The organism is Streptomyces sp. NPDC029526 (assembly GCF_040637405.1).
Classification (GTDB): Bacteria; Actinomycetota; Actinomycetes; order Streptomycetales; family Streptomycetaceae; genus Streptomyces.
Map to the genome: position 1 here is coordinate 65,284 of NZ_JBEZWE010000007.1, position 17,069 is coordinate 82,352.

At 69.5% G+C, this 17,069-nt stretch carries 19 protein-coding genes and 2 pseudogenes; 8 read left to right on the forward strand and 13 right to left on the reverse strand.

Annotated features, from left to right (window positions below; translation table 11 throughout):
• Positions 1-188: 188 nt before the first annotated feature.
• Positions 189-968 carry a transcriptional repressor LexA gene (gene lexA, locus AB0F01_RS17980; protein ID WP_362096184.1) on the reverse strand — a complete coding sequence of 260 codons (780 nt, stop codon included), beginning with the start codon at positions 966-968 and terminating at the stop codon, positions 189-191.
• A 679-nt stretch (positions 969-1,647) separates the two neighbouring features.
• Here lexA and nrdR point away from each other — a divergent pair.
• Positions 1,648-2,223: a transcriptional regulator NrdR gene (gene nrdR, locus AB0F01_RS17985; protein ID WP_362096186.1), complete on the forward strand. Its 576-nt coding sequence runs from the start codon at positions 1,648-1,650 to the stop codon at positions 2,221-2,223.
• 168 nt (positions 2,224-2,391) lie between these two features.
• On the forward strand, positions 2,392-5,292 hold the full coding sequence (locus AB0F01_RS17990; RefSeq protein WP_362096188.1) for a vitamin B12-dependent ribonucleotide reductase: 2,901 nt from the start codon (positions 2,392-2,394) through the stop codon (positions 5,290-5,292).
• Positions 5,293-5,491: 199 nt separating this feature from the next.
• Here AB0F01_RS17990 and AB0F01_RS17995 read toward each other — a convergent pair whose 3' ends face one another.
• Entirely contained in the window at positions 5,492-6,022 is a 531-nt protein-coding gene (locus AB0F01_RS17995; RefSeq protein ID WP_362096191.1) for a TerD family protein, read from the reverse strand.
• 166 nt (positions 6,023-6,188) lie between these two features.
• Between AB0F01_RS17995 and AB0F01_RS18000 the strand changes: the two genes are divergently transcribed.
• The 4 genes and pseudogenes from AB0F01_RS18000 to AB0F01_RS18015 all read left to right on the forward strand — a co-directional run bounded on the left by AB0F01_RS18000 (position 6,189) and on the right by AB0F01_RS18015 (position 8,298).
• Complete coding sequence (locus AB0F01_RS18000; protein WP_362096194.1) at positions 6,189-6,794, forward strand: YdbC family protein; 606 nt, start codon at positions 6,189-6,191, stop codon at positions 6,792-6,794.
• Between the two features lie 119 nt (positions 6,795-6,913).
• Positions 6,914-7,546 (forward strand): histidine phosphatase family protein, encoded by a 633-nt coding sequence (locus AB0F01_RS18005; RefSeq protein WP_362096197.1) that lies wholly within the window; start codon positions 6,914-6,916, stop codon positions 7,544-7,546.
• Between the two features lie 223 nt (positions 7,547-7,769).
• A pseudogene (locus tag AB0F01_RS18010) lies at positions 7,770-7,973 on the forward strand (hypothetical protein); the annotation flags it as partial.
• A 28-nt stretch (positions 7,974-8,001) separates the two neighbouring features.
• A complete protein-coding gene (locus AB0F01_RS18015) occupies positions 8,002-8,298 on the forward strand; it encodes a hypothetical protein (protein WP_362096200.1) in 297 nt (98 codons plus the stop codon).
• Between the two features lie 67 nt (positions 8,299-8,365).
• Here the strand turns inward: AB0F01_RS18015 and AB0F01_RS18020 are convergent, their stop codons facing one another.
• The 10 genes and pseudogenes from AB0F01_RS18020 to AB0F01_RS18065 form a co-directional block, all read right to left on the reverse strand.
• The gene (locus AB0F01_RS18020; RefSeq protein WP_362096203.1) at positions 8,366-8,548 is read right to left on the reverse strand and encodes a hypothetical protein; all 183 of its coding nucleotides are present in this window, start codon (positions 8,546-8,548) and stop codon (positions 8,366-8,368) included.
• Positions 8,549-8,787: 239 nt separating this feature from the next.
• Positions 8,788-9,012, reverse strand: coding sequence for a hypothetical protein (locus tag AB0F01_RS18025; protein ID WP_362096205.1), 225 nt, complete (start codon positions 9,010-9,012; stop codon positions 8,788-8,790).
• A gap of 140 nt (positions 9,013-9,152) precedes the next feature.
• The gene (locus AB0F01_RS18030) at positions 9,153-9,356 is read right to left on the reverse strand and encodes a hypothetical protein (protein ID WP_362096208.1); all 204 of its coding nucleotides are present in this window, start codon (positions 9,354-9,356) and stop codon (positions 9,153-9,155) included.
• Between the two features lie 255 nt (positions 9,357-9,611).
• A pseudogene (locus AB0F01_RS18035) lies at positions 9,612-10,138 on the reverse strand (transposase).
• Complete coding sequence (locus AB0F01_RS18040; RefSeq protein ID WP_362096210.1) at positions 10,135-10,674, reverse strand: winged helix-turn-helix domain-containing protein; 540 nt, start codon at positions 10,672-10,674, stop codon at positions 10,135-10,137. The pseudogene AB0F01_RS18035 and the gene AB0F01_RS18040 overlap by 4 nt, the downstream one beginning before the upstream one ends.
• Positions 10,675-10,735: 61 nt before the next feature.
• Positions 10,736-11,254, reverse strand: coding sequence for a hypothetical protein (locus AB0F01_RS18045; protein ID WP_362096213.1), 519 nt, complete (start codon positions 11,252-11,254; stop codon positions 10,736-10,738).
• A gap of 29 nt (positions 11,255-11,283) precedes the next feature.
• Entirely contained in the window at positions 11,284-11,943 is a 660-nt protein-coding gene (locus AB0F01_RS18050) for a hypothetical protein (protein WP_362096216.1), read from the reverse strand.
• Positions 11,944-12,008: 65 nt separating this feature from the next.
• Positions 12,009-12,164 (reverse strand): hypothetical protein, encoded by a 156-nt coding sequence (locus AB0F01_RS18055; protein ID WP_362096219.1) that lies wholly within the window; start codon positions 12,162-12,164, stop codon positions 12,009-12,011.
• Positions 12,165-12,563: 399 nt separating this feature from the next.
• Entirely contained in the window at positions 12,564-13,280 is a 717-nt protein-coding gene (locus AB0F01_RS18060; RefSeq protein WP_362096221.1) for a hypothetical protein, read from the reverse strand.
• A 95-nt stretch (positions 13,281-13,375) separates the two neighbouring features.
• Entirely contained in the window at positions 13,376-13,513 is a 138-nt protein-coding gene (locus AB0F01_RS18065; protein WP_362096223.1) for a hypothetical protein, read from the reverse strand.
• Positions 13,514-13,620: 107 nt separating this feature from the next.
• On the opposite strand from AB0F01_RS18065, the gene AB0F01_RS18070 reads away from it, so the two are divergent.
• The gene (locus tag AB0F01_RS18070; protein ID WP_362096225.1) at positions 13,621-13,893 is read left to right on the forward strand and encodes a hypothetical protein; all 273 of its coding nucleotides are present in this window, start codon (positions 13,621-13,623) and stop codon (positions 13,891-13,893) included.
• Positions 13,890-14,825: an ADP-ribosylglycohydrolase family protein gene (locus AB0F01_RS18075; protein ID WP_362096228.1), complete on the forward strand. Its 936-nt coding sequence runs from the start codon at positions 13,890-13,892 to the stop codon at positions 14,823-14,825. Before AB0F01_RS18070 ends, AB0F01_RS18075 begins: the two co-directional genes overlap by 4 nt.
• Before the next feature lie 603 nt (positions 14,826-15,428).
• Here AB0F01_RS18075 and AB0F01_RS18080 read toward each other — a convergent pair.
• Positions 15,429-16,976: an MFS transporter gene (locus AB0F01_RS18080; protein ID WP_362096231.1), complete on the reverse strand. Its 1,548-nt coding sequence runs from the start codon at positions 16,974-16,976 to the stop codon at positions 15,429-15,431.
• Positions 16,977-17,069 lie beyond the last annotated feature (93 nt).

Sequence of the window (17,069 nt, forward strand, 5' to 3'; positions counted from 1 at the left end):
CCGCAGGGCCTCCGGCCGCGGGGCTCCGGGCGCCGCGACCGGCTTCCGGCCGCGGACGGAGCAGGCCCTCGGACAGAGCAGGGCCCCGGACAGAGCTGGGCCCCGGACAGAGCAGGACCCCGGAACCGGCGCAGGGGTCCCGGGGCCCGGTCGGGGGCGGGGCGGCGGTGACGCGGCCCCACACCGGCTCAGACGCGCCGCAGTACGGCCACCACCTTGCCGAGGATGGTCGCGTCGTCGCCGGGGATCGGCTCGTAGGCCGCGTTGTGGGGGAGCAGCCAGACGTGGCCGTCCTCGCGCTTGAAACGCTTGACCGTGGCCTCGCCGTCGAGCATCGCGGCGACGATGTCGCCGTTCTCCGCCACGGGCTGGCGCCGGACCGTCACCCAGTCGCCGTCGCAGATCGCAGCCTCGATCATGGAGTCGCCGACGACCTTGAGGACGAACAGCTCACCGTCGCCGACGAGCTGGCGCGGGAGGGGGAACACGTCCTCGACCGACTCCTCGGCGAGGATCGGGCCACCGGCGGCGATGCGGCCGACCAGCGGCACGTACGACGCCGCGGGCTTGCCGGTGGTGTCCGTGGGCTGGACGGAGGCGGCCTGGTCGGAGCCGCGCACCTCGTAGGCGCGCGGCCGGTGCGGGTCGCGGCGCAGGAAGCCCTTGCGCTCCAGCGCCATCAGCTGGTGCGCCACGGAGGAGGTGCTGGAGAGTCCGACCGCCTGGCCGATCTCCCGCATCGACGGCGGATAGCCCCGCCGCTGCACGGAGTCCCGGATGACTTCGATCACCCGGCGCTGGCGGTCGGTGAGCCCGGAGCTGTCCGCCCGGATGCCGGGAGGTCGGCCCGGCAGGGAGCGCTTGTGCGTCTCGGGACTCGCGGCTTCGTTCATCACATGCACCGGCTCGGGCCGGCCCTGGGGGCGGTCCTGGGCAGTGATGGTGGCACTGTCTGCGGTGGTGGTCACGTCGGCCCCTCTCGATGGTCTCCCTGCAGCACAACGGTAGTAGCTTTCGAAAGGTTGCGCCAAACACACGTTCGAGTGAAAAATCGCGAATTGTGGCCCGCGAACCGGGGTCGGGGTGTATTGGCTGCCGCGCTGCCGTCCGATGACCGTCGGGGGCCTGTCGGACAAACGGGATCATTGGTGTAATCTCGCGGCCGGTGCGGCGACCCCGTCCGACGGTCCCGTTCCGATGCGGGCCCAGTCTGCCATCCGCTCCCCGGCCGTCCGGGGAGCGGCCCTCTTTCCCGTGGGTCCTGTGTGTCCCGTCGCGCGCCCGGCCCCTCGCGCACGCACCGCCCGCGGGCTGCCCGCGGACCCCTCCCGGTCGCATCGGGCGGACTCGGCGGCACCCCACCGAGGCGATGCCGCCAGGTCCCCGCAGCGGCGCCGCGTCCCCCGGGTGTACGGCGCGCGACAGCGGGCACACGGGTGCTGCCGTGGGGGCGGTAGGCGACGCGCGTGCACGGCGTGTATGTATGAGCCAAATCCCACATCTAGTGGTTGGATTGCTCAGGCAGCCCAGAAGTTGTGGTCCCCCGGGTCTTCCGGGGCTCGGAGATCGCCTATGCTGGTGCTGCTTCGTGGGGCCCGAGTGGCCCGGCGAGGCCATTGAGTCTGCTGTGAGGAGGGTTGGGATTTCATGCACTGCCCCTTCTGCAGGCACCCCGACAGCCGTGTCGTCGACAGCCGTACGACGGACGACGGCACGTCGATCCGCAGGCGCCGCCAGTGCCCCGACTGCTCCCGTCGTTTCACGACCGTGGAGACGTGCTCGCTCATGGTGGTCAAGCGGTCCGGGGTCACCGAACCCTTCAGCCGCACCAAGGTCATCAACGGCGTGCGCAAGGCGTGCCAGGGACGGCCGGTCACCGAGGACGCGCTGGCCCAGCTCGGCCAGCGGGTCGAGGAGGCGGTGCGGGCCACCGGAAGCGCCGAGCTGACCACCCACGACGTGGGGCTGGCCATACTCGGCCCGTTGCAGGAACTCGACCTCGTCGCCTACCTGCGGTTCGCCTCCGTCTACCGGGCCTTCGACTCGCTCGAGGACTTCGAGGCGGCGATCGCGGAGCTCAGGCGGGCGGGGACCCCGGGTGGAGACGGCGGGGACGGGGAGGACGGCGGTGACCGCGAGGGCGCGGTCGCGGGGAGCCGGGAGAACGACAGCGGGTCCGGCGGGACCGGTGAGGTCCACGAACCCGCCCACGCCGCCGGCTGACAGCAGGGCCGGGCCCGGGATCCAGGTCCGGAACGGGCCGGCCGGTCGGCGGCGGGGAGAAGAAGCGGCTGCGGGCGAGGCGAGTCGTGCCCGCAGCACCAGACAGAACACCGTGCCACGGGAACATCGGGGCACTTCAGGGCGTTTTCGCCCGTACAGGGAGGCGGCATGACAGAGACGGCGAGCGGTCCGGCACGGAGTTCCCGCGCCAAGGGCGGCAAGACCGGCAAGGGGCTGCGGGTCGAGCGCGTTCACACCACCCCCGGCGTCCACCCGTACGACGAGGTGGCCTGGGAGCGCCGTGACGTCGTGATGACCAACTGGCGCGACGGCTCGGTGAACTTCGAGCAGCGCGGCGTGGAGTTCCCCGACTTCTGGTCGGTGAACGCGGTCAACATCGTCACCAGCAAGTACTTCCGCGGTGCCGTGGGCACGCCGCAGCGCGAGACCAGCCTGAGGCAGCTGATCGACCGGATCGTGAAGACGTACCGGAAGGCCGGTGAGGACCACAAGTACTTCGCCTCGCCCGCCGACGCCGAGATCTTCGAGCACGAACTGGCGTACGCCCTCCTGCACCAGATCTTCAGCTTCAACAGCCCCGTCTGGTTCAACGTGGGCACCCCGCAGCCCCAGCAGGTGTCCGCCTGCTTCATCCTGTCCGTCGACGACTCCATGGAGTCGATCCTCGACTGGTACAAGGAAGAGGGCATGATCTTCAAGGGCGGCTCCGGCGCCGGCCTGAACCTCTCCCGGATCCGCTCCTCCAAGGAACTGCTGTCCTCCGGCGGCAACGCCTCCGGCCCGGTCTCCTTCATGCGCGGTGCCGACGCCTCCGCCGGCACCATCAAGTCCGGTGGCGCCACCCGCCGCGCGGCCAAGATGGTCGTCCTCGACGTGGACCACCCGGACATCGAGGACTTCATCGAGACCAAGGTCAAGGAGGAGGAGAAGATCCGCGTCCTGCGCGACGCGGGCTTCGACATGGACCTGGGCGGCGACGACATCGCCTCCGTCCAGTACCAGAACGCCAACAACTCGGTCCGCGTGAACGACGAGTTCATGAAGGCGGTCGAGGAGGGCGGCCGGTTCGGCCTGCGCGCCCGGATGACCGGCGAGGTCATCGAGGACGTCGACGCCAAGCACCTCTTCCGCAAGATCGCCGAGGCCGCCTGGGCCTGCGCCGACCCCGGCATCCAGTACGACGACACGATCAACAACTGGCACACCTGCCCCGAGTCCGGCCGGATCACCGCGTCGAACCCGTGCAGCGAGTACATGCACCTGGACAACACGTCCTGCAACCTGGCCTCGCTGAACCTGATGAAGTTCCTCAAGGACGACGGCAAGGGCAACCAGTCCTTCGAGACCGAGCGCTTCCAGAAGGTCGTCGAGCTGGTCATCACCGCGATGGACATCTCGATCTGCTTCGCCGACTTCCCGACCCAGAAGATCGGCGAGAACACCCGCGCCTTCCGCCAGCTCGGCATCGGCTACGCCAACCTCGGCGCCCTGCTGATGGCCACCGGCCACGCGTACGACTCCGACGGCGGCCGCTCCCTCGCCGGGTCCATCACCTCCCTGATGACCGGCACCGCCTACCGCCGCTCCGCGGAACTCGCCGCGGTCGTCGGCCCGTACGACGGCTACGCCCGCAACGCCGACGCCCACAAGCGCGTCATGAAGCAGCACTCCGACGCCAACGGCGCGGCCCTGCGCATGGACGACCTGGACACCCCGGTGTGGGCCGCCGCCACCGAGGCCTGGCAGGACGTGCTGCGCCTCGGCGAGAAGAACGGCTTCCGCAACTCCCAGGCCTCCGTGCTCGCCCCCACCGGCACCATCGGCCTGGCGATGTCCTGCGACACCACCGGTGTCGAGCCGGACCTCGCGCTGGTCAAGTTCAAGAAGCTGGTCGGCGGCGGCTCGATGCAGATCGTCAACGGCACCGTCCCGCAGGCCCTGCGCCGCCTGGGCTACCAGGAGGAGCAGATCGAGGCGATCGTCGCCCACATCGCCGACCACGGCAACGTGATCGACGCCCCCGGCCTCAAGCAGGAGCACTACGAGGTGTTCGACTGCGCCATGGGCGAGCGTGCCATCTCCCCGATGGGCCACGTGCGCATGATGGCCGCGATCCAGCCGTGGATCTCCGGCGCCATCTCCAAGACGGTCAACATGCCGGAGACGGCGACCGTCGAGGAGGTCGAGGAGATCTACTACGAGGCCTGGAAGCTCGGCGTCAAGGCCCTCGCGATCTACCGCGACAACTGCAAGGTCGGCCAGCCGCTCTCCGCCAAGAAGAAGGAGGAGAAGGCCGAGGTCACCGAAAAGGCCGAGGAGACGATCCGCGCCGCGGTCGAGAAGGTCGTCGAGTACCGCCCGGTCCGCAAGCGCCTCCCGAAGGGCCGCCCCGGCATCACCACCTCGTTCACCGTCGGTGGCGCCGAGGGCTACATGACCGCCAACTCCTACCCGGACGACGGTCTCGGCGAGGTCTTCCTGAAGATGTCCAAGCAGGGCTCGACCCTCGCGGGCATGATGGACGCCTTCTCCATCGCCGTCTCCGTGGGCCTCCAGTACGGCGTGCCGCTGGAGACGTACGTCTCGAAGTTCACCAACATGCGCTTCGAGCCGGCCGGCATGACGGACGACCCGGACGTGCGGATGGCGCAGTCGATCGTCGACTACATCTTCCGCCGCCTGGCGCTGGACTTCCTGCCCTTCGAGACCCGCTCCGCCCTCGGCATCCACTCCGCCGAGGAGCGCCAGCGGCACCTGGAGACGGGGTCCTACGAGCAGTCCCTGGACGACGACGAGGTCGACGTCGAGGGTCTGGCCCAGTCGGCCCCGCGCGCCCAGGAGCTGAAGTCGGTGGCCCTGCCGCAGGCCGAGGCCGAGGAGGCGGCCAAGCCGGCGCCCCAGCAGGCCCACACCAGCGCCGAACTGGTGGAGATGCAGCTGGGCATCCAGGCCGACGCCCCGCTGTGCTTCTCCTGCGGTACCAAGATGCAGCGCGCCGGCTCCTGCTACATCTGCGAGGGCTGCGGTTCGACCAGCGGCTGCAGCTGATACCGGGCGCCTTCAGGGCGTGAGGCAGTAGTTCGAGGCGGTGGAGCCGGTTCCGGCTCCACCGCCTTCGTCGCGCTCGGCGCCCGGCCGTCGCGCGGGACGCGAGGTGCGGCACCAGAGAGCGGCACCGGAAACCTGTCGCGGCGGCTGCTCCCGTGACAGGTCTCCGGTCCATGATCAAGAGGCCCCGTGGCCCGTCTCAGGGCCTGCGGGCCGCTCCCATGACGCGGGTGAAGGTCGCCGGGTCCTCATCGAAGCCCCGGATGGCGAAGTCGGCCTCCCAGGGGCCCGTGCCCTCCCGGCGGAACTCCGCCACCACGGCCGCCGTGGCACCGGGCACGCCGGAGAAGTCGCTCTCCGAGAGCACGTCGTACCCCTCGCGGATGCGCAGGCCGGGCCGGCTCACCCCGGCGAAGGTCAGCGGGCTCTGCTGCTGGATGACGACCCCGACGACCACCCGCGCGTACCGCTCGTGCATCCGGTCCAGTTCCACCGTCATGACCTCGTCGAAGCCGAGGCCCAATCCGTCCGTGCTGTCCCGGTTCAGGGTGATGGTGCCGTCGGGCGAGCGGCTGTCGAAGTGCACCACGTAGGCGGGGTCGCCGTACGGATCGCTCACCGGGTAGGGGGCCGCGACGATGTCCAGATCCGTGGCGGGCCGTCCCGCCGGACTGGGGTCCCACTTCAGCGAGATCTCGATCCTGCCGAAGCCCTTGTTGAGATCGTGCACCGCTCTCCCCTTCCCCGGGACCGTGCCGCCCGCCGACCGCTGTGCGCCCCCAACCGCCGGGCGGGCGCGGTGGGTTGTCCATCCTGCCACGCACGGGGACCGGTGCGCCGCCAGGCAGTGCGTCCGAGGGTGACCGGCGCCACGTGCCGGGCCTTACGATGGCGCGGTGCTGGTCAAGTGGATTCGCTGCACCGTGGTGGACCGCCGCGGGTTCGAACGGGGGCAGCGGAAGTGGGCGGGGCTTCTGGGGGAGCCGGGGTTTCGCGGGCAGGGCGGAGGCTGGAGCCGGGGCCGACCGGACGTGGCGCACGTGTTCTCGTTCTGGGAGAGCCGTGCCTTCTACGACTCCTTCATGGCCCGCTCCCACGACCGGCTCGCGACGGCCCAGTCCGGCACGTTCAAGGACGCCCAGGTCAGGCTCTTCGACCACCGTTTCGACGTGAAGACCGGCTTCGAACCGCGCTTCACGGACGCCGATCTGCTGCGGGTGGCGCTGTGCCGTGTCCACGAGGAGCGCGCGGAGCACTACATGCTGATGCAGGAGAAGGTGTGGAACCCGGCCATGGCCGGATCGCCCGGCATGATCCGGGGGATGCTGGGCCAGGCCCCGGGCAACGAGTTCATGGTGCTGTCGATGTGGCGGTCGGCCGCCGAGTACGGCAAGTACCGCACCGAACGGGTGGAGCGGCTGGCCCTGCGGGCGCAGACGGAGGCCGACGTCGCGGCCCTCACCGGTGCTGTCGTGGACATGGAACCGACCTGGACGGTCTGACGCCGCACGCTCCCGGAGCGCGTCCCGGTGTGGCCTGTCGTGCAGGAAGTGTGTGACCTGCGCGGTATGCGGCCCCTTCGGGTGCTCGTCCGGGCGTCACCCGATCTAGGGTTCTGGACATGGCACGACCACGGCGCATCGTCCTTGTCCGGCACGGTGAATCAACGGGCAATGTTGACGACACCGTCTACGAGCGCGAACCCGATCACGCGCTGGCCCTCACCGAGAGGGGCCGGAGGCAGGCGCGGGAGACGGGCAAGCGCTTGCGCGACGTCTTCGGCGGTGAGCGGGTCAGCGTGTACGTCTCCCCGTACCGGCGCACGCACCAGACGCTGAGCGCCTTCGAACTCGACCCCGCGCTGATACGCGTGCGGGAGGAACCGCGACTGCGCGAACAGGACTGGGGCAACTGGCAGAACCATGCCGACGTGCGCCTGCAGAAGGCGTACCGGGACGCCTACGGCCACTTCTACTACCGCTTCGCCCAGGGCGAGTCCGGTGCCGACGTCTACGACCGGGTCGGCGGCTTCCTGGAGAGCCTGTGGCGCAGCTTCGAGGACCCTCACCACCCCCCGAACGTGCTCATCGTGACGCACGGCCTCGCGATGCGGCTGTTCTGCATGCGTTGGTTCCACTGGACGGTGGCGGAGTTCGAGTCGCTGTCGAACCCCAGGAACGCCGAGATGCGCATGCTCGTCCTGGGGGAGAACGGCAAGTACACCCTCGACCGGCCCTTCGAACGTTGGAAGTAGGGCACCCTGTGAGTTTTCGGTGCTTCTACCCGCCTGACCTGCACAAACGGGCCTGCCTGAAGAGCTAGGTCCCAAAGTCGCGGCTCCTCACCGGGCAGGACTGCCAGTAGGACCACGCGAAGAGCCCCGACCGCACGGACGGCCGGGGCTCTTCTCTGCCCTCACGGGGATTGGTGGAGCCGTCGGTCGCGCTGGGCACCCCGCGCGCCTGTCGCCTCCCGCACCGGAAAGCCTGAACGGCGCCAGCGTGATCACGCTCGTCCGCACGGCGGGCCTGCGCCTGCTGCTGCTCGGGGACCTGGAACCCCTGGCCCAGCGGGCTCTGGCGGACGTGCTCAAGGTCGCCCACCACGGTTTCCGATTTGCACGTTCACTTCAGAGTTTTCGGCGTACAGCCCGCGCCCGCCCAGGCGCCAGTCGATACTGATTGCCCACAACATCACCAGGGGGGACCTGTGGCCAAGGAGCCTACGCCGAGGCACCTGACGATCACGATCGACTTCGACCTTCAGACGGAAGGGTCGAAGGTCCAGTACCAGCGTGCCCGAGCCGCCTACGAGGCAGCCGTGGAAGCAGCCATCCGGGAGGCCCGGAAGGTGCTGCCGCCTGACAGCATCAAGGAGATCACCACCGAGATCGACTGGTCTTACCGCTGGACCCGGGAGCGGGATGTCCAGTTCCGTCGCCCCGACCTCGTGGACGACAAGATCGAAGACATCGAGGACGACGACGAGATCGAGGACGAGGACTGAACAGCGAAGAGCCCCGACCGCACGGACGGCCGGGGCTCTTCCCTGCCCTCACGGGACGGGGGAGCCTCTACGGCATGACCCCGCGAGGGAGTGTGGGGGTGGGGAAGTGCTGATCCACGAGGGTGTCGAGCGCGTGGAGGAAGGCGGTGTGGGTCCCGGCGTCCTGAGCGGCCCGGATCACCTCGTCCAGGAACGCGTAGGCCTCCTCGTCCGTGAGGTCACTCAGCCAGGGGAACGCGCTGCTCTGCACGGCAGCTCCTCAGGGGTCTTGTCGGACGTCGCAGGAGGCCGACTCCTGAGCATCGTGAGGGTGCTCAGGCTCGATGAGCAGGCCACCCCAGTCGAAGTCGGGAGGGTTTCACAACAGGGTCACCCCGTGCTCGGGACAGTAGGCCCCGGTCTCGTCCTCCTCCGGTGCCGTGACGCGTTACCCGGAGGGGGCTGCTGGGGAAAGGAAAAGCACCCCCGGAGGGGCGGCTCTGGGACGGCTCAGGAGGCCGCGGAGGGCCTCTGCCTGAGGACGATGCCCTGGATGAAGTCGGAGTAGGCGACCCTGTTGTGGGCCTGGAGCTGTTCTTTCACCCGCCTGCTCTCGCTGAGCTTGGCCTCGACCTCGGAGTGGTGGGCCTTCGCCTGCTGGAGGGACTTCTCGGCGGCCCTCAGCGCGGTCTCCGACTCGGGAGACGGGTGTGTGTTTCGGGGAAAGGCCCACATGATCAGACGCTCCCGGAGACGTGGGACTGGCGAAGCTCCTGGAGGAGCCTGGTCATCGCCTTCCCCTGTTCGGTCGCGACATCCCCGCGCTCCTCGGCCTTCGCGAGCTGCTCCCGGGTGACCTGGTGGGCCGCCCGCTCCTACTCGAACGCCGTGCGCCAGTTGTCCTTCTCGGTGGTGAGGGCGGTCATGGCCCACTTCGGCACGACGATGCCCAGGACCATCAGGAGCGCGAACACGCCGACCATGCCGTACTGGACGAAGGTGCCCAGCAGTTTGCCGATGTCGGGGCCGCCGCTGGCCTCTTCGGCTGCGGCTATGACCCAGATCAGTTCAGGTATCAAGGGGACCTCCTTGCGTGGGTGTGCGCAGGAAGACCCGGCGCGGGTGGGGGTATGCGAAAGCCCCGGCCGGGTGACCGGGGCTTTCGGGGAGTTTTCAGTTCGTGCCCGAGTCGCTCCCGAAGAAGGAGCTGATGGTTGCCGTCTGGAGCTGTTCGTAGGCCTCGTTCGAAGGGCCGAGGATGTCCCGGAGGGCGGCCATCTCGTCAAACCCGCTCAGAGTTACTGAGGTTGAACTCGTGATGTCGTCTTCGGTGATTAGGGGGTGATGGTCAGTCCCGTCTCGGCGAGGCAGCCGTCTATGAGGTGGCTGCGGTACTGGATGTGGCGAGACCGCGCCGGATGCGCTGGGCGAGGTGTTCGGGGGTGCTGAAGGCGACGTTGGAGAGCCAGCCGCGCCGTAGCAGGGACCAGATGCCTTCGACGGGGTTGAGGTCGGGTGCGTAGGGCGGCAGGTAGTAGATGGTCAGCCAGTCCCGGGCTGCCGCCCATTTGCGCAGGTCGGCGGCCTTGTGGACGTTGAGATTGTCCCGGATGAGGACGATCGGGCCGCCGAGCTGCTGGTGTGCTGTGGTCAGCAGGTCGCGGTAGTCGCGCCAGGAGAAGCTCTTGCGTCCGTCGCGCTTGCCGTCGTCGCGGCGGGGCCGGTAGATCAGCCTCGAGCGGTGGCCGGGTTTGTAGCAGGTCAACGCTGCGATGGAGATGCGTCTGCGGGAGTGGCCGCGGACCCGCAGCACCGGGGTGCGGCCACGGGGCGACCAGGTCTTCGCGTGCGGCGGCGTCATGGAGAAGCCGGCTTCGTCCTCGAAGACGAGCCAGGCTCCACGGGCCGCCGCGAGTCTTCCGCGCAGGGCCAGGTCTCCTTCACCCAGCCGGCCACGGCATCGTCGTCGCGTTCCAGGGCCCGGCGGGCGGGGACCTGGCAGGACCAGCCATTGCGCACCAACAGCTTGCGCACGCCCTGGATGGTGTAGGCCAGGTGGAAGCGCCGACCGATCACGGTCTTGATCCGGCGCAGGGTCCAGCGCTGGTCCTCCCAGCCGTGCGCGGCCGGCCCCTTGGCCAGCTCCACCTCCAGCTGGGCGAACTGCTCGCCGCTCAGCCTCGGCAACGACGCCGGGCCCTGCGACCGCAGAGCACGCGGCCCGCCGTCGTCCCACGCCTGCCGCCATCGCTGCACCGATCGGACACTGACGCGCAGGTCCTTGGCGATCGCCGAACTCGCCTCGCCGCGGGCGAACCGCTCGGCCGCCTGAAGCCGTAACCCCTCGCGGAACTGCTGTCGTTCGGCGGTCAGCCCGCCCCCTTGTGGAAACCGCATGCACCGGTGATACCGCAGGCGACTGCCGCCCGTCAGCCCTTACTACACCACGAGTTCAACCTCAGTAGGAAGGGCTGCGGGGTAGGCGCGACGTCTCCGCGTAGCTCTCCCATTTGTCCTCAGGAAATGGCTGTCGCCGCAGGACGGTCCCCATGACAGTCCTGAGGTCCGCACACAGAGTCCAGTACGGAGCGGTCTGCGGCCCGTTTTCATCCTGGCTGAGCCTCACCGGATCACGGAGCATCTCGGACTGGATCCAGGCCAGGAGGTACTGAACCTTCGGGTCCGCAAACCTGAGGGACTGCTGTTCCAATGATCGACTCAGCTCTTCCACTCGGGAGAGCCAGCCCCAGTGCCCGCTGTTATTGGGGTCCACTACAACCTGGCCAAAGTGGTCCTGAAGCTCGTAGCTCAGCCGGATCACCTCGTTGGCAGCCGCTTCGGCTAGGCCGAGCAGATGTACGCGCTCGGCTTCATGGGCGATCTTTCGCTGCTGCCATATGACCGCCCCTGTGGACACGACAGCGCCCACTAGGGCTCCTCCGAGACCGAACAGCCCGGCTACCATCTCTGGTTGCACAGTTCCCTCCTAAGCCGGACTGACGGGCGTCATGACGGGTCCAGCTCCCTGCTGTGCTGGACGCCCAATTCGGCCTTGATTTGGTTGGCCTCCTCGATGTCTTCCGGATCGTCCAGGCCTCGTTCCGCGCCCTCCCGCTCCAGATCTTTGAGCCTGTCGATCAGCCTTTCCCGGCGCAGTCGCTTCAGCTCCTCCTGCGTCACGGCTTCCATGTTCCGCACCGGGGGCGCCTTCTCGTCCCGCACGAAGGTCCCCAACTGCTTCCGGGCCTCGCTAACGAGTAGGTGGGTGACCGCTGCGTGATCGGACCACAGCATTAGGCCGTCCCAGTCCTTGATCAGGCTCATGGCCTTCCTCGCCTGGGTTCGCCGCTGTTCCTGCGACTTCGGCAGGAGGTTAGCCGCTCCCATGGCCCGTATCACCAGGACCGAGCGCTCCCGGTTCCACTCCGCCCTGGCCTCCGGGGTTCCGGCGCCCTGGAAGGACTTGCCCGCCATCATCTCCTTGATGGTCCCGAGGGCTTCGTACGCCGTAGTGGCGGACGCCTTGGCCAAGGTCTCCCGCGATGCCTTGTTGGAGAACCGGCTTTGCATCCACGCTCCCGCGATGCTGGCGATGCCACCCACGAAGGCACCTGCCAGTGCCGCACCGAACTCCATCGACCAGAGCTTGTCCAAGAAGTCGTTCATGCGGGTCATCATGCCGACGGGACCAACCCCATGGGGCTGATCCCGTCAAGTCCTCAGCGGCCGGCTCACCGCTCGCGGAGGTGGTGCCGGAAGAACCACCACAAGGCGACGAGGAAGCCGACGATGCTCCCCAAGATCAGCCATCCACCGATCTCGCCCATCATTGCCTCCCAGGTGCTTGATTCGGCGAGGACCTCGTAGCAGTACCTGTCCACACGCATGCCGGGCCCGGCGTCCGGATTCCGCTGGCAGTACTCATCGTCGTGCCATATGACAGAAGTGATCAGCCCGACGACCAGGGCGGTCGCGGAGATGCACGCCAGGCATCCATGAGGAGTCTGTTGAGAGCCGGGCGAGACGGGGCTGGACGTCGGCTTGCCGTATTTGTGGGGCACCCAGGGCACGGGCTTGATCTCGTGGGTCACGAGTCGGGCGTGCCGAGATGTGATCGGTTCGGATTCTCCTGGGAGTGCCGCACCACACGCCTGACACATCCACCTGGCCCTAGCCACGCTGCTCCTCCTGTTTCGAGTTGCTGTTTCATGATGTCGGCTCCGTCACGAGACGGATGCCGAATCGGGCAAGTGCGCGACGTATTGAGCTGCCGCTCGTCTGAGCCCTCAGGCGGGAGGCAATACCTTCAGCAGCGGCTCCTTGGCCTCAACACGCAGACGAACAGATCTCGCAGTTCCCTCGGAGTTGGGGAGACCCTCGTCAGCCAGGGCCTGACGGATGTGCCGGGTCCCCGGCCTCTTGCCGCCAAGCTGGTCGTAGAGCGCCCTCACCAACTCGTCCGCTCGGGCCCTCTGAGAGCTCTCAGCGGTCTTCTCCGGCTCGGGGCTCTGGTCCATCACTACCTCCGGGCGGGGCGTCAGAGCAGGGCTGACGGCCTTGACGGTGGGCGGCTGAAGGGCGGGAGGCCACTTCGGGCCGGGCTTCCACGGAGCAGCACCGCTTCCGGCGACGTTCACCGTCGGCTGCTCCGTCATGTTCGGAGTGACGATGGTGGCCCCTGTGCTGACGGGGGCCTTCCCGATCTTGGCGAGGGCGTGCACCCTCCAGATCACGATGGGCGCCACCAAGCTGACGGCGGCGAGCAAGCTGACGGAGGCGCTGATGTGGCCCGTACTCAGCAGATGGGCACCTACCTGGCAACCGCCCGTGACGCCCAGCGATGCCGCGATGTCCCGCCCCTGGCCTGCCCGCACGGAGGCCGCCACGTAGGTGTCGACGGCGACCGGGAACAGCGGGGCCACGGCGGGGTGGATGCCGACCAGGAGGGCGAACTGCCACTCGCTGTAGGCCGTCACGGCGATCCCGGCGACCAGGGCGACCAAGAGGAGGGCCCTGTCGGTCCGGCTGACGGGAGCCGGAGACGGGGAAGGCCCCGCACCCTCCAAGGGTGCGGGGCTCCTGCGGAAGTGCACGGGCGTCAGGCCTCCCCAGTCGCGCTGACGGCCTGGTAGGCCCGCTGGACGAGCTGCCGGTAGTCCTGCTCGTCCAAGCGGACCGACGGGCACAGGATGCACTCGGCGGCCCATCCGGAGTGGTCCTCCTTGACGAGCGTCAACGTCCCTCAGCTCGGGCACGGCACCGGCAGCGGCACCCGTCGGGGCTCGGTGCGGGTGATGGCCTTGACGGCCCGACGGTGTGCCCTGGCGGGCTCTGGAGGCTCCCGTGCCGTACACGACCTTGATGAACCACTGGGTCAAGTGGGGGGCGACTGGTGGTCTGGAGGCCGTAATGGAGCGCTTGGTCGGCTTCCCCGGGACGACGCTGCCGGACCCCGACAAGGTGATGTTGCAGGTGCGGTGCACGGTCATTCCGGAGCTGCTGCTGATGGAGCCCTCGACACCGGATGGCAACGGTGCCCTTACCTCCATCGACGGTTCGAACGCTGGCGGGACCCGGAACCGTACGGGATCACCGGCTAAGGTGGCTGCGCCATGACCACTGACTCCTCTCCCGCCGCGCGCCAGGAGCGCGCCCTGACCGGCCTGCGCGGACTGTCGGTGGGGGACGCGCTGGGCTCCCAGTTCTCCATGCCCGTGCACCATGCCCTGCTCCGCAGCCGGACCCTGCCCCCGGCGCCGTGGCGCTGGACCGACGACACCGAGACGGCCTGTTCCGTCGTGGCCGTGCTCGCCGCGCACCGGCGGATCGACCAGGACGCGCTGGCCCGGTCCCTCGCCGAGCGCCATGACGCCGAGCGGGGGTACGGCCGGACGGTGAGCCGGCTGCTGGGCCGGGTCCGCGAGGGCGGGGACTGGCGGAAGCCGGCCGCGGCGCTCTTCAACGGGCAGGGCTCCTGGGGCAACGGCGCCGCGATGCGGATCGCCCCGCTGGGCGCCTGGTACGCGGACGATCCCGAACAGGCCACCCACCAGGCCGAGATCTCCGCCTACCCCACCCATCAGCACCGGGAGGCCGTGGTCGGCGCGATGGCCGTCGCCGCCGCGGCCGCCCTGGTCGCCGGTGCCGACGCGCCGCCCGGGCCGGAGGCCCTGCTGGACGGTGTGATCGGGCTGGTGCCGGCCCGGAGCGCGGTCGGCGCGGGGCTGCGCCGGGCCCGGGACATGCTCGACTACGGCGACGCGGCGACCGTCGCCGCCGTCCTCGGCTGCGGGCGGCGCACCACGGCCCACGACACGGTGCCCTTCGCGCTCTGGTCGGCCGCCCGCTCCCTGAACGACTACGCGGACGCCTTCTGGACGACCGCACAGGCCGGCGGCGACGTGGACACCACGTGCGCCATCGTGGGCGGGGTGGTGGCCGCAGGGGAGGCGGGGGCACCCCCGGCGGAGTGGCTGGACAGGACCGAGGCGCTGCCGGAGTGGCTGAGCGCGACCCTGTCGCAGGGGCCGGCCACCCAGGGATCCTGACCTCCTTTCCGGGAGTCCGGTCACGACTCTCGCCGGTGCCTCTTCCGGTGCCGCCTCTTCCGGGAATCTGACGCTGCGTGTGCGGCGGGAACTCTGTGTGATCGCCATCCGTTGGGAAGTCGACAGCGGCATGAGGCATGAGTCATGCGGCGTGCGGTCGTGTGGGAGCCCGCGCGCCACGCGCCGGAGTGCGGGATCCGGTACGCCACAGGGCGCCGGGCGAGCGAAACGCCGGGCGGGCGAAACGACGGGTGGGAGAGGCGGGGAGCGGGAGAGACGGCGGGCGTCGAGGAGGCGCAGCCGGTGTGACGACGGTGGCCGACCGGGCATGTGCATCGCGGGGGACAGGGGGTGAGCGGCGTGGGCGTGGACGTGGGCGTGCTGCGCCGTATCGCGTGGACGCCGGTCACCGGGATCGCCGTGGCCCGTGCGACCTGGGCGGAGCGACGCGATGCGCCCGGCGGTGCACGCATCCGTCTCCGCCGCCCGTCGCGCGCCGGCCCCGGTGCCCTCACGGGGTCCGTGACGGATGCCGGGGGCCGGCCGGGGAGGGCGCGCGACGGGCAGGCGGCGCGCGGTGGACGGGTGTCCTTCGGGCGGGTGTCAGCCGAGCCCGGGCCCTGCCGTGCCGGACAGCGCCTCCAGGTCGCTCCTGCGGACGCGGATGACGAACCACGCGGTGGCCAGGGCCAGCGTGGCCATCGCCGCGGCGGGGACGAAGGCCTGCGCGATGCCTTCCGTGAGCACCTCGTGTCCCCAGGGCGCCGGAAGCTGCTGCGTCCGGGCGAACTCCGCCTGCTGCTGCGGCGTCCCCTCGGCGAGGAAGCGCGGGATCTGCTGTTGCGCCTCGTCCCGGCTGGCGGAACCGAACACCGTGGTGAGGAGGGCCAGGCCCACCGAGCCGCCCACCTGCTGGGTGGCGTTGAGCAGCCCGGAGGCCGCACCCGCCTCGTGCTGGGCCACACCGGAGACGGCGGTGAGGGTGAGGGTCACGAAGTTCAGGCCCATGCCGAGGCCGAAGACGAGCATCGGCCCCAGGATGCCGGTGGCGTAGGAGCTGTCCGGGGTGATCAGGGTCTGCCACGCCAGCCCGAGCGCCGCCAGAGCCGAACCGATCAGCATGAACGGTTTGGGCCCGAACACGGGCAGGAAGCGCTGCGACACCCCCGCTCCCAGGGCGATCACCACGGTGACCGGCAGGAAGGCCAGCCCCGCCTGGATCGGGCTGTAGCCGAGCACGTTCTGCACGAAGAGGATGATGTAGAAGAACATGCCGAACATCGCCGCGGACAGGCTGAGCATGATCACGTACGTGCCCGAGCGGTTGCGGTCGGCGAACATCCGCAGCGGGGTGATCGGCTCCCTGGCCCGGGACTCGATGAGCGCGAAGGCGGCCAGGAGGACCCCGGCGGCGACGAACGAGCCGATCGTCAGGCCGTCCCGCCAGCCCTCCTCCGCCGCGCGGATGAAGCCGTAGACGAGGGAGGCCATGCCGGCCGTCGAGGTGACGGCGCCCGCGATGTCGAACCGGCCGGTGTGACGTTCGGACTCGTTGATGTACAGCGGCGCGAGCACGGCGATCAGCAGACCGATGGGCACGTTGACGAACAGCACCCACCGCCAGTCGAGCCACTCGGTCAGCATGCCGCCGGCGAGCAGGCCGATGGCACCACCGCCGGCGGAGACGGCCGCGAAGACGCCGAAGGCCCGGTTTCGTGCCGGGCCCTCGGGAAACGTGGTGGTGATGAGCGCCAGCGCGGTGGGCGAGGCGATGGCGCCGCCCGCACCCTGCAGGACGCGGGCGAGCAGCAGCTGCCAGGGCTCCTGGGCGAGGCCGCCGAGCAGCGAGGCGAAGGTGAAGAGCAGGATGCCGGTCATGAAGACGCGGCGCCGGCCGAGGATGTCCCCCGCCCGGCCGCCGAGCAGCAGCAGGCCGCCGAAGGTGAGGGTGTAGGCGCTGACCACCCAGGTCAGGTCGGTGGTGCTGAAGGCGAGTGCGGTCTGGATGTGCGGAAGCGCGATGTTCACAATCGTGACATCGAGTACCACCATCAGTTGGCACAGCGCGATGACGGTGAGCGCGAGGCCGGGGCGTCCGCCCCGGCGGGCCGCTCCCGGCTTCCGGTCCTGGAGCAATGGAGAGGTTGTCACGATGGATCCCCCACAGGTCGTTCAGTGAACGCTTGCGTTCACTGTTGGGCTCAACGGTAGGAGTTCCCCGACAGTGAACGCAAGCGTTCACTG